At 35.9% G+C, this 13843-nt stretch carries 19 protein-coding genes; 18 read left to right on the forward strand and 1 reads right to left on the reverse strand.

All coding sequences use genetic code 11. The features are described 5' to 3' along the window. The first annotated feature begins 49 nt into the window (after positions 1-49). From PGC14_RS03545 to PGC14_RS03560, 4 genes are all read left to right on the forward strand, one after another. A complete protein-coding gene (locus PGC14_RS03545) occupies positions 50-391 on the forward strand; it encodes a YbaB/EbfC family nucleoid-associated protein (protein WP_011917121.1) in 342 nt (113 codons plus the stop codon). 17 nt (positions 392-408) lie between these two features. Next, positions 409-1008 carry a recombination mediator RecR gene (recR, locus tag PGC14_RS03550; protein ID WP_011917122.1) on the forward strand — a complete coding sequence of 200 codons (600 nt, stop codon included), beginning with the start codon at positions 409-411 and terminating at the stop codon, positions 1006-1008. A 66-nt stretch (positions 1009-1074) separates the two neighbouring features. Then, the gene (locus tag PGC14_RS03555; RefSeq protein ID WP_011917123.1) at positions 1075-1326 is read left to right on the forward strand and encodes a hypothetical protein; all 252 of its coding nucleotides are present in this window, start codon (positions 1075-1077) and stop codon (positions 1324-1326) included. 81 nt (positions 1327-1407) lie between these two features. Next, entirely contained in the window at positions 1408-1593 is a 186-nt protein-coding gene (locus PGC14_RS03560) for a pro-sigmaK processing inhibitor BofA family protein (RefSeq protein WP_271629525.1), read from the forward strand. On the opposite strand, the gene PGC14_RS03565 is transcribed toward PGC14_RS03560, so the two are convergent. Next, positions 1534-2124, reverse strand: a complete 591-nt coding sequence (locus PGC14_RS03565) for a hypothetical protein (protein WP_307742506.1) — start codon at positions 2122-2124, stop codon at positions 1534-1536. The two genes, PGC14_RS03560 and PGC14_RS03565, sit on opposite strands and share 60 nt — an antisense overlap. Before the next feature lie 121 nt (positions 2125-2245). On the opposite strand from PGC14_RS03565, the gene PGC14_RS03570 reads away from it, so the two are divergent. From PGC14_RS03570 to PGC14_RS03635, 14 genes are all read left to right on the forward strand, one after another. After that, complete coding sequence (locus PGC14_RS03570) at positions 2246-3163, forward strand: NAD-dependent epimerase/dehydratase family protein (RefSeq protein ID WP_271629527.1); 918 nt, start codon at positions 2246-2248, stop codon at positions 3161-3163. 72 nt (positions 3164-3235) lie between these two features. Then, positions 3236-3553, forward strand: coding sequence for a hypothetical protein (locus PGC14_RS03575; protein WP_039763609.1), 318 nt, complete (start codon positions 3236-3238; stop codon positions 3551-3553). Between the two features lie 81 nt (positions 3554-3634). Beyond that, entirely contained in the window at positions 3635-3937 is a 303-nt protein-coding gene (locus PGC14_RS03580; RefSeq protein WP_011917127.1) for a DUF1292 domain-containing protein, read from the forward strand. 128 nt (positions 3938-4065) lie between these two features. Then, positions 4066-4974: a UTP--glucose-1-phosphate uridylyltransferase GalU gene (gene galU / locus PGC14_RS03585; RefSeq protein ID WP_039763605.1), complete on the forward strand. Its 909-nt coding sequence runs from the start codon at positions 4066-4068 to the stop codon at positions 4972-4974. A gap of 132 nt (positions 4975-5106) precedes the next feature. Continuing rightward, the gene (fapR, locus tag PGC14_RS03590) at positions 5107-5694 is read left to right on the forward strand and encodes a transcription factor FapR (protein ID WP_271629528.1); all 588 of its coding nucleotides are present in this window, start codon (positions 5107-5109) and stop codon (positions 5692-5694) included. Between the two features lie 5 nt (positions 5695-5699). After that, positions 5700-6704, forward strand: coding sequence for a phosphate acyltransferase PlsX (plsX, locus tag PGC14_RS03595; RefSeq protein ID WP_271629529.1), 1005 nt, complete (start codon positions 5700-5702; stop codon positions 6702-6704). Between the two features lie 2 nt (positions 6705-6706). Then, entirely contained in the window at positions 6707-7693 is a 987-nt protein-coding gene (locus PGC14_RS03600; RefSeq protein WP_271629530.1) for a beta-ketoacyl-ACP synthase III, read from the forward strand. 22 nt (positions 7694-7715) lie between these two features. Then, a complete protein-coding gene (fabD, locus tag PGC14_RS03605; protein WP_271629531.1) occupies positions 7716-8627 on the forward strand; it encodes an ACP S-malonyltransferase in 912 nt (303 codons plus the stop codon). Between the two features lie 39 nt (positions 8628-8666). Then, positions 8667-9413, forward strand: a complete 747-nt coding sequence (gene fabG, locus PGC14_RS03610) for a 3-oxoacyl-[acyl-carrier-protein] reductase (RefSeq protein WP_271629532.1) — start codon at positions 8667-8669, stop codon at positions 9411-9413. A gap of 56 nt (positions 9414-9469) precedes the next feature. After that, positions 9470-9706: an acyl carrier protein gene (locus tag PGC14_RS03615; RefSeq protein ID WP_039763594.1), complete on the forward strand. Its 237-nt coding sequence runs from the start codon at positions 9470-9472 to the stop codon at positions 9704-9706. Positions 9707-9786: 80 nt separating this feature from the next. Beyond that, positions 9787-11025, forward strand: coding sequence for a beta-ketoacyl-ACP synthase II (gene fabF / locus PGC14_RS03620; protein WP_039763592.1), 1239 nt, complete (start codon positions 9787-9789; stop codon positions 11023-11025). 96 nt (positions 11026-11121) lie between these two features. Next, the gene (rnc, locus tag PGC14_RS03625) at positions 11122-11811 is read left to right on the forward strand and encodes a ribonuclease III (protein ID WP_237738146.1); all 690 of its coding nucleotides are present in this window, start codon (positions 11122-11124) and stop codon (positions 11809-11811) included. Then, the gene (locus PGC14_RS03630; RefSeq protein ID WP_271629533.1) at positions 11808-12833 is read left to right on the forward strand and encodes an elongator complex protein 3; all 1026 of its coding nucleotides are present in this window, start codon (positions 11808-11810) and stop codon (positions 12831-12833) included. The genes rnc and PGC14_RS03630 overlap by 4 nt, the downstream gene beginning before the upstream one ends. Positions 12834-12964: 131 nt before the next feature. Beyond that, positions 12965-13783 carry a phosphate ABC transporter substrate-binding protein gene (locus PGC14_RS03635; protein ID WP_271629534.1) on the forward strand — a complete coding sequence of 273 codons (819 nt, stop codon included), beginning with the start codon at positions 12965-12967 and terminating at the stop codon, positions 13781-13783. Positions 13784-13843 lie beyond the last annotated feature (60 nt).

Raw genomic sequence — 13843 nt, forward strand, 5'->3', positions numbered from 1 at the left:
TGAGTATTTTTTAAATATTGAAGCTAAAAATGAGGAGGTAAACAAGAATATGGCAAAAAACAGGTTTCCAGGACTTGGTGGCGGTTTTAACATAAATCAGCTTCAAAAACAGGCAAAAAAAATACAAGAGGAGATAGAAAAGCTACAAGAAGAGTTAAACCAAAGAGAAATTGAAGCTACTGCAGGTGGCGGTGCTGTAAAGGTTGTTATAAATGGTAAAAAGGAGATTAAAAGTATTGAGATTTCCCCAGAGGTTGTTGATCCAGATGACATTGAAACACTTCAGGATCTGATAGTTGCATGTGTAAATGAGGCAATTAGAAAGGTTGAAAAAATGATAGAAGAAGAAATGCAAAAGGTAGCAGGTTTTGGGTTTACAGGTCTTTTTTGAGATGAGGTTGATATAATATGCAAGCAAAAGAAAATGCTATCTCAAAACTTATCCAGCAGCTTGAAAAACTGCCTGGCATAGGCCAAAAAACTGCACAGAGGCTTGCTTTTTATATAATTAATATGAAAAATGAAGATGTAAAAGCATTGGCAGAGGCAATCTTAAGTGCCAAAAATAGCACAAAATTGTGCAAAATATGTTGCAACTTTACAGAAGGTGATATTTGTCATATATGCAGTGACGATAAAAGAGACAGAAGCATAATTTGTGTTGTTGAGGAGCCTCAGGATGTTGTAGCCCTTGAAAAGGTAAAAGAATACAAGGGACTTTACCATGTACTGCATGGTGCAATATCACCGCTCAAAGGTAAATATCCTGAACAGCTGACAATTGATGTTCTTCTAAAAAGACTTGCTGATACTAATGTAAAAGAAGTAATAATTGCTACAAACCCGGATGTGGATGGTGAGGCAACAGCGTCATACTTGGCAAGACTTATAAAGCCAATGGGTATTAAAGTGACAAGAATTGCCCGTGGTATTCCGGTTGGCGGTGATATTGAATACGCAGATGAGGTAACAATTCTCAAAGCAATTGAAGGAAGAAAAGAGATTTAGTGTTATATCAAAGCAAATATTGGTGCATAATATATAAAAGAAATATTTTTTAGGCAGTTTATAAAGATGAATATGGAAGTTTTAAGCATTATCTCAAACCAAGTATCTGATGTAGAGTTGCTTTTGCAGATTAAAAACCAAAAAGAAAAGGATTATGAGTACTTACTCAGATACGTAAAAGGACTTTTAGAAGGCGCAAATACTCTTTTTAACTACTCTTCAGACCAAGATTTGATTGAGATTGCCATCTATCAACAGATACTTGCTGAAAAGTGGCTAAACTACTTGTATAAACTACTAAAAAAGAACCCTCAGTAAAAAAGAGGGTTCTTTTTATTTTTGGTTTTACATAAAATAGATTAAAGAAACTATTTCTTAAGGAAGATATTAAATTGCAAGATGAAAATATTGGATTTTCTAATTAGATTTTTGTTCACTTGCTGTTTTATTGTGCTTTTTAATTTCTTATTTGAACCATACGGACTTCACATTGGGTTTAACATTGTAAACCTTGCAGTTGGTACATTAATAGGATTTCCCGGTTTTGCCTTGCTTTTTATTCTGGCCTTTCTTTTTGGGAAATAGAGAGTATTCAGGAAGTTTAACTATTCCCTTTGTCTCGAGGATTCCAATGACATAGCCTAAGAATGAGGCTACCGGCAAAAAAGCCGCTACTATCCAGTATGAAATCACAATTGGAAATATTGAATGCATATTTTTGGCAACCTCATCTGCATATGAGAAAATTCCAATAAATGGTGAGTTCCAGAGCCTGTATACTACATTCAGCCAGTGTGTTTTAAGAAGACCTTTGTCATTTAAAGACACATTTTTAGAGGCAAGGTAAGCAAAAACTATACTTGGAATAGTAGAGATGATAATTGACAGTGTAGCAGCACTTAAAGGCAGAGCATCTCTTTTCTTTGCATGATATCTTCCGCTTGAAAAGTTTCCATACAGATACAATATAGAAATAACAATTCCGCTAATTAATTGGGAAATAGTTCCTCTAAAAAGCGAGAAATATAAGTACATAAATGCGATAAAGATGATTGTTGTTAAAAAATGGTTTTTAAGAATATGTAAACCGTAGAGAATGACCTTTTTTGTATTCATTTTATTTATTAACAAAGCCTCCTTTGAAATTTCTCATCTCTAATATTATATCAGAGTTTGCAATTAAGTTAAATTAGAGATATACTTTTTTTATGATTTTTTTAAAAAGGAGTGTAAGTTTTTGGCTGTACTTGTGACAGGTGGTGCAGGCTTTATTGGCTCACATATTGTAGACAGGCTGATTGAGAAGAACTATGATGTGTGTGTTGTCGATAACCTGAGTTCAGGGAATCTCAAAAATATAAATCCAAAAGCCAAATTTTATAAACTTGACATTCGAGATAACTTAGAAGATATATTTAAGGAGAACAAAATTGAATATTGTATTCATCAGGCAGCACAGGTAAGTGTGACAAAGTCAATGGAAGACCCAATTTTGGACTGTAGCGTAAATATTTTTGGTACGCTGAATTTATTGAGTTTTTGCGCAAAGTACGAGATAAAAAAGTTTATCTATGCTTCATCAGCTGCAGTCTATGGAGAGCCTCAGTATCTTCCTATAGATGAAAGTCACCCAAAAAATCCGATGTCATTTTACGGGATATCTAAGCTCACGGCAGAAAAGTATATAGAGAGATTTGCACAAAGTTATGGCTTTGAGTACGTTATCTTCAGATATTCAAATGTCTATGGACCAAGACAAGATCCATTTGGAGAAGGTGGAGTTGTTTCAATATTTTGTGAGAGAATGCAAAATGGCAAAGATGTTATGATTTTTGGTGATGGCAATCAAACTCGAGATTTTATATTTGTAGAAGATGTTGCTGAAGCAAATTATCTTGCACTTCAAAATCCGATAAAAGGTACATTTAATTTGAGTACAAATACAAGAGTTTCTATAAATGAGCTATTTGAAATAATTTCAGGCTTGACAGGATATCAAAAAAGTGCTGTATATACGCAAAAAAGACCAGGGGATATTCAACACAGCACGCTTGACAACAGTTTACTAAAAAGTCTGCTTTCGTGGAGTCCAAAATATTCGTTAAAAGAAGGGCTTACAAAAACCATTGAATATTTTAAAAATAGAACTGTTTAGCAAAGGATGAATATGGGTATCATTATATTGTTATAAAAACAAAACCATCTTTAGAAAAGGGGTAGTTTTGAGATGATAAAAAGAGGCTTTAGATATCAAACAGGTGAGATTGAAGAGATTGCAAAGCTTTTGAAAGAAGGCAATATTCCTGAGGTTGACATTGACTTTGAGAGGGAGATTGAAGAGGTTATATCTGACCTAAAAATGTACGGATTTGAGGTTGCCAAAGAAAATAGCTATGATTACGATGCAGTTAATAAGATAGAACATCCAGATTTTATGTTCAGGTTAAAATTGATTGACACGGCTACTGGTAAGACCTGCTTTGTAGACTTTTACGAAGGGCCAAAGGATGAGGATGATGGTTATGATGAAATTTGGTGGGGATAATATATTGTAAATGAATTTCATGTTGACATGTGCCATTTTTTGTATTACAATAATCTATATTTAGAAAAGAGGTGAAATTATATGGATATGTTTGCAGACAATGTTGTAACATTAGTAGACGAGGAAGGAAGAGAGATATCATTTGAAATGCTTGATAAGGTCAATTACAATGGTAATGACTATATAGTCCTTCTTCCTTTAGAAGAGATTGAAAAGGAAGACGAAGAGGCAGAGGTCATCATACTGCGAATTGAAGATAGAGACGGAGAAGAGGTCTATGTTGGTGTAGAAGATGAGGAGGAGCTTGAAAACGTATTTGAAATTTTCCAGTCCCGCTTTGATGATGAAGACTTTGACATGTATGATGAAGAAGACGAAGAATAATTGAGAAAATAAAGCACGACCAATTTTTATGGTCGTGCTTTATTTTTTTGTTGTAAAATATGGTATAATAATAACTATAAAGTTAAATTTTATTCTTGACAAAAAATTTGAAGAGGGTGGCAAGTAGAATGAAAAGGCTTATAAAAAAGGCAATCATTCCTGCAGCAGGACTTGGGACAAGATTTTTGCCTGCAACAAAGGCCCAGCCCAAAGAGATGCTTCCTATTGTTGACAAGCCTACAATACAGTATATAGTTGAAGAGGCGTTAGAATCGGGAATAGAGAGCATTTTAATAGTCACAGGACGCGGCAAAAGAGCTATAGAAGACCATTTTGACAAGTCGTTTGAGCTTGAGGTTGCTCTTGAGAACAAAAAGGACTTTGATAACCTTCAGATGATAAGAAAGATTGCTGACTACAATGTGCATTATATCCGTCAAAAAGAGCCAAGGGGTTTGGGTGATGCTGTTTACTGTGCAAGGCTTTTTATTGACAATGAACCTTTTGCTGTACTTTTAGGTGATGACATAATTATATCGGACAAGCCTTGTTTAAAACAGCTAATTGAGGTGTACGAAGAGTACAGGACAACAATTTTGGGTGTTCAAAAGGTACCAGAAGAAGATGTTAGCAAATACGGAATTGTTGCAGGAAAGCAGATTGAAGATAGAATTTACAAGGTAAAAGACCTTGTTGAGAAGCCAAAGAAGGAAGAATCACCTTCAAATATTGCTGTTTTGGGAAGGTACATAATCACACCAGAGATTTTAAACATATTGGAACACACAAAAGAAGGAATTGGAGGAGAGATTCAACTAACTGATGCCTTAAGAGAGCTTTCAAAGAAAGAGGCTATGTACGCTTATGAGTTTGAAGGAAAAAGATATGATGTTGGAAACAAACTTGGGTTCTTGCAGGCAACAGTTGAAATTGCACTTTCAAGAGAAGATATCGGAAAAGATTTTTATAACTATCTTGTCACAATTGTAAATGCTAAAGATTATAAAGAAAAATTAAGTCAATTAGAAAAGATTTAAGACCTTTTTCCTGGCCACTTTCAAAAAGTGGCTTTTTTGTTATTGAAAATTAAGTCATATTTTTATATAATATTGGCATAAAAATTTAATACCTGATATTAATATCAAATATTAAATCATGGTGATAAAAATATGGCAAAGTTATCCAGAAAGGAAAGACACAGGTTGCTACTGCAGAAAATAAAAGAAAATCCGTTTATAACAGATGAGGAACTTGCAGAGGAGTTTGGTTGTTCTGTCCAGACAATTAGGCTTGACAGGGCTATATTGGACATCAAAGAGGTAAGAGAAAGAATAAAAGAGATGGCAAAAGAAAGTCTTGGAAAACTCAAAACTATCTCACCGCGGGATGTTGTTGGTGAGATAATTGACATAGAGCTTGGCAACTATGCTATTGCTACCTTTGAACCAGAGCTTTGGATGACCTTTTCAAATTCTCAGATGGTAAAAGGGCAGCATATCTATGCGTTTGCAGAGTCCATTGCAATGTCTGTGATTGACGCGAAAGCAGCACTCATCGGTATTGCGAATATCAAATACAAAACGCCTGTCTTTGCAAATGACAGGCTTGTTGCCAGGGCTGAGCTTAAGAAAAAGAGAAATAACAAGTATATAGTGTGGGTGTTTATCAAAAGAAACAATGAAGAGGTCTTTAGAGGCAAGTTTATTCTTGTTGCAATAGATGATGAAAACAAAGAAACAGGCCAGACAGGAGTGTAAGACTTATGAAGATCGGTATTGATGCAATGGGTGGAGATAATGCACCATCTTCGGTTATTGAAGGAGTTGCGATATATCTTACTCAAAATACTCAAGACAACGTTGTTCTTTTCGGGAATAAAAGTGTGATTGAGAAAGAGTGTGTAGATAGGATAAAAGACCTTTCAAGAGTTGAGATAGTTGACTGTAAAGAAAAGATAGAATTTGACGATGAACCAGTAAAAGCTATAAGGCAAAAAAAAGACTCATCAATTGTTGTTGGTCTGAAATACTTAAAAGAAAGGCAAATAGACGCATTTGTGTCAGCTGGCAGCACAGGCGCGCTAATGGCAGGCGGACTTTTAATAGTTGGAAGAATTAAGGGGATTGACAGGCCTGCACTTACCACAAAACTTCCTTACAAAAGTGGCCAGTATCTTTTAATTGATGTGGGTTCTAACACAGATTGCAGACCTATTAACATTCTGCAATTTGCCCAGATGGCAACTGTGTATGCCAGCAAAGTCCTTGGTAAAAACAACCCTACAGTAGGACTTTTGAATATAGGCACAGAAGAAACGAAAGGAAATGACCTTTCTAAACAGTCTTATGAAATTCTGAAAAATGCAAAGAATATAAACTTTGTTGGGAATGTGGAGGCACGAGATTTGCCATTTTCACCACCTGATATAGTTGTTTGTGATGGATTTGTAGGAAACATTGTTTTGAAACTCACAGAAGGTTTTGGACTTCTCTTTTTTGATATATTAAAGGATATAGCAAAACAGAGCGTTAAAGCTAAAATAGGTGCACTTTTGTTAAAACCATACTTAAAAAACTTAAAAGGCAAGTATGATTACAAGGAAGTAGGAGGAGCTCCTCTTTTAGGTATAGATGGAATTATAATTAAATGCCATGGTTCTTCTGACGGCCAAGCCATTTTCAATGGCATAAATCAAGCTAAAACTTTTTATGAAAATAATGTATTAGAGTTACTTAAGGAAGAAATCACAGCCGAAAGCGAGGTCTAAAAATGGCTCAAAATGTCAAGATTCTTTCAACTGGAAGATATGTTCCAGACAGAGTCCTTACGAATTATGATTTAGAGAAGATGGTTGACACTTCAGATGAATGGATAACTCAAAGAACAGGTATAAAAGAGCGAAGGATTGTTGATGGCACAACTTCCACAACTGATTTGGCAGTGAGAGCTGCCAAAAATGCAATGGACAAAGCAGGTATTTTACCAGATGACATTGACCTTGTGATTGTTGCAACGGTTACACCGGAGATGTTTTTTCCTTCAACAGCTTGCCTTGTTCAAAAAGAGCTAAAACTAAAAAATGCATTTGCTTTTGACATTTCAGCTGCGTGTTCTGGTTTTATCTATGCGATGGCAATTGCAACCCACTTTATTCAAAACGGGTTTTGTAAAAACGCACTTGTAATAGGAGCAGAGGCGCTCTCCAGAATAACAAACTGGTCTGACAGGTCAACATGTGTTTTGTTTGGCGATGGAGCTGGTGCAGCAATTTTGAGTAGCGGTGATGAGCAAGGTATTTTGGGATTTGAGCTGGGTTCGGATGGAGAAAACGGGCTTTTGCTTTACTGTCATGCATTTGGACTGAGTGATGTAACTTATTCACAGGTAAAAGAAAATCCAAACTTCAGAAAAATCTATATGGAGGGTAATGAGGTTTATAAATTTGCAGTCAAGATTATGCCATATGCAGTGGAAAAGGTTTTAGAAAAGGTGGGACTTTCTTCATCTGATATAGATGTTTTTATTCCTCATCAGGCAAATATAAGAATAATAGAAAGTGCTGCAAAGAGATTAAAAATACCTATGGAGAAGGTTTTTGTAAACCTTCACAAGTATGGCAATACTTCTGCTGCGTCGATTCCTATTGCTCTTGACGAAGCAGTCGAAGAAGGAAAGATTAAAAAAGGAGACAAGGTTGTTTTGGTTGGATTTGGCGGTGGTTTGACATGGGCATCCACTGTTATTAAATGGGTATAGAAAGGAAAGGTGTAAAAGGCAAATGGGAAAGGTTGCGGTAATGTTTCCTGGGCAAGGTGCGCAGTTTGTTGGAATGGGCCTTGACTTTTACCAGAACTTTGACGAGTCAAAGAGGATTTTTGATTTGGCAAATGAAGCGCTTGGCTTTGATTTGAAGCACATCATATTTAATGGACCAGAGGAAGAACTAAAACTTACAAAGTTAACGCAGCCAGCAATTTTGACAACTTCAATTGCAATATATGAAGCTGTGAAAGACAAAATAAAACCAGATGCTGCTTTTGGTCAGAGCTTGGGCGAATATTCAGCATTGGTTGCTGCAGGAAGCATTGAGTTTAAAAGTGCAGTATTGCTTGTTTCAAAAAGAGGTGAGTACATGCAAAATGAAGTACCAGAGGGCATTGGCACAATGGCGGCAGTGATTGGGCTCTCAATAGATGCTGTAAAAGAGGTTTGCCAAGAAGCAAGTAGCAAAGGCACTGTTGAGATTTCAAATATAAACTCACCTGACCAGACTGTCATCTCTGGGCACAAAGAAGCTGTACATTTTGCAATGGAGATAGCAAAACAAAAGGGAGCAAAAAGGTGTGTCGAGCTCAATGTCTCAGCTCCGTTTCATTGCAGCTTAATTAAAGGAGCAGGAGAAAAATTGAAAAAGCATCTTTTGGAGATTTATATTAAAGAGCCTCAAATTCCTGTGCTGTCAAATGTTACAGCAGAGTATCTATCAAAAGACACTATTGTAGACCTTCTTGAAAAACAGGTTTATACAACAGTTAATTTCTTAGGATGTGTAAATAAGCTGATTGAAGAGGGATTTGACACATTTGTTGAAATAGGTCCAGGAAATGTTTTGAGCGGACTTGTTAAGAAAATAAAGAAAGATTTGAAGATTGTCAATATAAATAAGGTGGAAGATATTAAAAATCTGTAATAGCGATAAGTAGATTTTAAAATAGGAGGAAATTAGAATATGCAGCTTTTAAAAGACAAAGTAGCACTGATAACAGGCGCTTCAAGGGGTATTGGAAGAGCAATAGCTTTAAAGTTTGGTCAAAATGGTGCAAATGTAGTTATCAACTACTCTTCCAGTGAGTTTCAGGCCCAAACTCTAAAAGAGGAAATAGAAAAATTGGGAGTAAAAGCACTTACAATTAAGTGTGATGTTTCAAACTCAGAGGAAGTAAATGCTATGTTTTCACAAATAGAAAAAGAGTTCGGAAGACTTGACATTCTTGTGAACAATGCTGGGATTACTAAGGATGGATTAATTCTTAGAATGAATAAGGAAGATTTTGACAAGGTGATTGCTATTAATCTAAAAGGTGCCTTTTTGTGCGCAAAAGCAGCATCAAAGATAATGGTAAAGCAAAGAGAAGGTAATATTATAAATATTTCATCTGTTGTTGGGATTATAGGAAATGTAGGGCAAACAAATTATGCTGCGTCAAAAGCTGGTATAATAGGTCTTACAAAGTCGCTTGCAAAAGAGCTTGCTTCTCGAAATATCAGAGTGAATGCTATTGCACCAGGGTTTATAAAAACTGACATGACGGAGGTTTTAAGTGACAAGGTAAAAGAAATGATGCTTTCTTCCATCCCACTTGGTCGGTTTGGTGAGGCTGAGGAGGTTGCAAATGTAGCCCTGTTTTTGGCATCAAGTTTGTCGTCATATATTACCGGGCAGGTTATTGTTGTTGACGGTGGGATGGTTATGTAATAATATTCTTATAGTGAGCATTATTTTAAAATCCAAAATTTTTGGAGGTGTTTTTTGTGAACAGTGAAATCTTTGAAAAGGTAAAGAAGATTATAGCTGACAAACTTGACATTGAAGAGGACAAAATCACACCTGAATCATCATTTTTAGACGACCTTGGAGCAGACTCATTGGACATTGTTGAACTTATCATGGAGCTTGAAGAGGAATTCAACATTGAAATTCCAGATGAAGATGCAGAAAAGATTAGAACAGTTGCCGATGCAGTGAAATATATTGAAGAGCATCAATAAGAAAGTACTTACCCCTGCTTTAGATACCTAAAAAAGCAGGGGTAAAGTATTCAACTTTAAAACTTAGGAGGTTGCTTACATTGAAAAGAAGAATTGTTATAACTGGCCTTGGTGTTATATCCTCCTTAGGGTTTGATATAGATACCTTCTGGAGTGCGATAAAGTCTGGGAAAAATGGTATCAAAGTTGTGGAAAAGTTTGACGTTTCAAACTACCCAACAAAGGTTGCAGCAGAGATTGTTGACTTTGACCCAACAAATTACATAGATAAAAAAGAAGCAAGGAGAATGGACAGATTCACACACTTTGCTTTGGCAGCAACAAAGCTTGCTATTGAGGATAGCAAATTGAACTTGGAAGATATCGACAAGACAAAAGTTGGGGTTGTGATTGGAAGTGGAATTGGTGGAATTGAAACATTAGAAGAGCAGGCCAACATATTGAGAGAAAAAGGACCATCAAGGGTAAGTCCATTTTTTGTTCCAATGATGATAGCAAACATTGCAGCAGGGCACATTGCCATAACTTATGGTTTAAAAGGAATTAATGAAACAATTGTCACAGCATGTGCATCATCTGCTCATGCAATTGGTGAGGCGTTTAAGATGATTCAGCGCGAAGATGCTGATATTATCATCACAGGGGGAGCTGAAGCAGCAATAACTCCGCTTTCGTTTGCAGGATTTTGTGCTATGAAGGCAATGTCAACAAACCCTGACCCGCAGACTGCCTGCAGGCCTTTTGACAAGGATAGAGATGGGTTTGTAATGGGCGAAGGTTCAGCGATACTGATTTTGGAAGAGCTTGAGCATGCCAAAAAGCGCGGTGCTAAGATTTATGCTGAGGTTGTTGGATATGGTGCATCAGATGATGCATATCATATAACAGCACCTGATCCAGAGGGCGAAGGGCCTATGCTTGCAATGCAAAAAGCAATAAGGGATGCGGGAATTGAACCTCAGGAGATTGATTATATAAACGCACATGGTACATCCACACCATACAACGACAAATTCGAAACACTAGCGATCAAAAAGGTGTTTGGAGATCATGCATATAAACTTTCAATTAGCTCAACAAAGTCAATGACAGGGCACTGGCTTGGTGCAGCAGGAGCTGTTGAGACTTTGATTACAGCTTTAGCAGTATATGACCAGTTTGTTCCGCCAACTATAAACTATGCTACAAAAGATGAGGAATGTGATTTAGATTATACAGTAAACCAAGGGAAAGAGAGAAGTATCAAGTATGCAATGACAAATTCATTTGGATTTGGTGGGCACAACGCAGTTCTTGTTTTAAAAAGATATGAAGGTTGATATTTAAAATGCCCCAATTGAGTGTGTTAGTGGTTGGGGCATTTTATATTTATTGAGTATTTTGAATATTTTGTATGAGGTAGGAGAAATACGACAATGAGAAGTACAGAAATGACACACATAGAGAAAAAACTTGGTTATAGATTTAAAAATCCGAATTTATTAAAGCTTGCACTTACTCACAAATCAGCAACCCATGATGACAAAAATTGCTATGAAAGACTTGAATTTTTAGGAGATGCTGTATTAGAGCTTGTTGTGAGCAAATATCTTTTTGAGCATTTTCCGCAACTTTCAGAAGGTGAGCTTACAAATCTTCGCGCAACAATTGTATGCAGTGAGACACTCTCAAAGGTTGCTGAAACGCTGAATCTAAAAAGATATATTGTATTTGGAAAGAATGAAAAAGAAGAAGGTTTTGAGAATAACAAATCAATTTGGTCAGATGTGCTTGAGGCAATATTTGGTGGTATTTTTCTGGAATCAGGATACAAGATGGCTGAAAAAATAGTCATAAATCTTTTAGAACCGTTTATTAAAAAGGCTGCTGAGGGAAAACTCTTTTATGATTACAAAACAAAGCTTCAAGAATTTATTCAGAGAGAGAAAAACATTGAGATTAAGTATATAGATTATGAAAACCTTGAAAATAATTTATCAAGGTTTAAGTCAGAGCTCTACATTGGAAAAAATAAAATTTCAGAAGGGTATGGAAATAGCAAGAAGGAAGCGCAGCAGGAGGCAGCTTTAAATGCACTTAAAAAGCTGGGAGTGATAGAAGATTGAAGAGCAGGATTCTTCCTATTTTTATTCCTCAATACGGCTGCCCTTTTAAGTGTATATTCTGCAACCAGAAGATAATCTCAGGTGAAAAAGAGGATGTGACTGTGCAGAGAATAAAACGTCAGATTGAAGAAGGACTTAGTAAAAATAAAGGTGAAGATGTAGAACTTGCATATTATGGAGGGAATTTTACGGCTATTGATATCAAAATGCAGCAAAAACTTCTTGAGCTTGCAAAAAGCTTTGAAAATATAAAAAGTATTCGAATTTCCACAAGACCAGATTGTATAGATAAAGAAATTTTGGGATTTTTGAAAGATTACAATGTAAAAACAATAGAGCTTGGTATACAGAGCATGTTTGATGATGTTTTAGAAGCCTCAAAGAGGGGGCACACTGCAAAAGATTCAGTTAAGGCAATAGAACTTATAAAATCATTTGATTTTTTGTTAGGTGTGCAGCTTATGGTAGGGCTTCCAAACTCAACCCCTAAGAAAGATATAAAAAGTGCAGAAATTTTATGCAGTTATCAACCCAACATTGCAAGAATCTACCCTACCTTGGTTATAGAAGACACATATCTTGCTGAGATGTATAGAAAAGGTGAGTATCAACCTTTGTCTTTGGAGGATGCAGTTTTAATTAGTAGTCAAATAAAAGAAATTTTTATAGACAATAGTGTGAAGGTCATAAGAGTAGGCCTTCAGCCAACAGAAGAGATAAATTATAACGCTAAGGTGATTGCAGGTCCATTTCATCCTTCATTTGGTGAACTTGTTGATTCAGAAATAATATTTAGAAGAATAAAAAATGCGTTGTTACAAAAAAACTTAGAATATTTTGAGATTTTTGTGCATCCAAAAAACTTTTCAAGACTCGTAGGGCAGAAGAAAAGAAATATTGAGCGTCTGAAAGAAATGTACAATTTAGATGCAATAAAGATCATAAACGAATATGAAGACCCAGATACAATAAGAATTTTGGCTGATGAAAAAGAGGTGATTATTGATATTAAAGGGCTGTGAGGTGTTTTTAACATAGATTTAACGTTCATTTTAAATTGATTTAACATTGGTACTATAAAATTAAAAATATAAGAATCGATACAAAGGGTAAAAATATTTTGTAAACAAAATTTTTATTGAGGAGTGAAAAGATGAACAAAAAAATTGCTGTTCTGTTTTTGATAGTAAGTATGTTAAGTGTTATCTTGTTTGGTTGTAAAAGCGCAAATGTTCAGGGTCCATCTACTAAAAAGTCAATTACAGTTGCGGGTTCTACTTCTGTTCAACCTTTGGCAGACGATTTGGCAAAAGCGTTTATGCAAGAGCATCCTGAGACAAAGATTGAAGTTCAGGGTGGTGGGTCTGCGGTTGGAATAAAATCTGCAAGAGACGGTGTTGCTGACATCGGAATGTCTTCTCGTGAACTAAAACCTGAAGAAAAAGGTTTGAATGAATTTAAGATTGCAGTCGATGGAATAGCAGTTGTTGTCCATCCTTCAAACCCAATCAAAAATCTTACCTTGCAGCAGATAAGAAATATTTATACAGGCAAAATCAAAAATTGGAAGGAAGTTGGCGGGAAAGATGCTCAAATTGTTGTTGTAACACGTGAAGAAGGTTCAGGTACACGTGGTGCATTCGAAGAGCTTGTTATGAAAGGTGAAAGCATAACAGACTCTGCAGTTGTACAGCCATCAACTGGTGCTGTAAAGCAGTCAATTTCACAAGATCCAAATGCAATTGGATTTATTTCGATGGGAGTTGTTGACTCAACTGTCAAGGCTGTAAGTATTGAGGGTGTTGAGGCAACAGAAGAAAATGTCAAAAACGGCAAGTACAAACTACAAAGGCCGTTTCTATTCTTGACAAAGGACAAGCCAACAGGACTTGTAAAAGACTTTATTGACTTTGCGCTCAGCAGTGAGGGTCAGGCTATAGTAGAAAAGCACCATTATATAAAAGTTAAGTAAGATTTGGATATTAAATTCAAGATAGATTTTTGCAAAAATTTTGAAAATGAGGAGAAGAAA

It is taken from the genome of Caldicellulosiruptor sp. DIB 104C, assembly GCF_028198085.1.
In the GTDB taxonomy this organism is placed as follows: Bacteria; Bacillota; Thermoanaerobacteria; order Caldicellulosiruptorales; family Caldicellulosiruptoraceae; genus Caldicellulosiruptor; species Caldicellulosiruptor saccharolyticus.

Excerpts from the sequence above, each read along its gene's own strand:
- PGC14_RS03545 (WP_011917121.1), top strand. The coding sequence starts at position 50 with ATGGCAAAAAACAGGTTTCCAGGACTTGGTGGCGGTTTTAACATAAAT.
- recR (WP_011917122.1), top strand. The coding sequence starts at position 409 with ATGCAAGCAAAAGAAAATGCTATCTCAAAACTTATCCAGCAGCTTGAA.
- PGC14_RS03555 (WP_011917123.1), top strand. The coding sequence starts at position 1,075 with ATGAATATGGAAGTTTTAAGCATTATCTCAAACCAAGTATCTGATGTA.
- PGC14_RS03560 (WP_271629525.1), top strand. The coding sequence starts at position 1,408 with ATGAAAATATTGGATTTTCTAATTAGATTTTTGTTCACTTGCTGTTTT.
- PGC14_RS03565 (WP_307742506.1), bottom strand. The coding sequence starts at position 2,124 with ATGAATACAAAAAAGGTCATTCTCTACGGTTTACATATTCTTAAAAAC.
- PGC14_RS03575 (WP_039763609.1), top strand. The coding sequence starts at position 3,236 with ATGATAAAAAGAGGCTTTAGATATCAAACAGGTGAGATTGAAGAGATT.
- PGC14_RS03580 (WP_011917127.1), top strand. The coding sequence starts at position 3,635 with ATGGATATGTTTGCAGACAATGTTGTAACATTAGTAGACGAGGAAGGA.
- galU (WP_039763605.1), top strand. The coding sequence starts at position 4,066 with ATGAAAAGGCTTATAAAAAAGGCAATCATTCCTGCAGCAGGACTTGGG.
- fapR (WP_271629528.1), top strand. The coding sequence starts at position 5,107 with ATGGCAAAGTTATCCAGAAAGGAAAGACACAGGTTGCTACTGCAGAAA.
- plsX (WP_271629529.1), top strand. The coding sequence starts at position 5,700 with ATGAAGATCGGTATTGATGCAATGGGTGGAGATAATGCACCATCTTCG.
- PGC14_RS03600 (WP_271629530.1), top strand. The coding sequence starts at position 6,707 with ATGGCTCAAAATGTCAAGATTCTTTCAACTGGAAGATATGTTCCAGAC.
- fabD (WP_271629531.1), top strand. The coding sequence starts at position 7,716 with ATGGGAAAGGTTGCGGTAATGTTTCCTGGGCAAGGTGCGCAGTTTGTT.
- fabG (WP_271629532.1), top strand. The coding sequence starts at position 8,667 with ATGCAGCTTTTAAAAGACAAAGTAGCACTGATAACAGGCGCTTCAAGG.
- rnc (WP_237738146.1), top strand. The coding sequence starts at position 11,122 with ATGAGAAGTACAGAAATGACACACATAGAGAAAAAACTTGGTTATAGA.
- PGC14_RS03635 (WP_271629534.1), top strand. The coding sequence starts at position 12,965 with ATGAACAAAAAAATTGCTGTTCTGTTTTTGATAGTAAGTATGTTAAGT.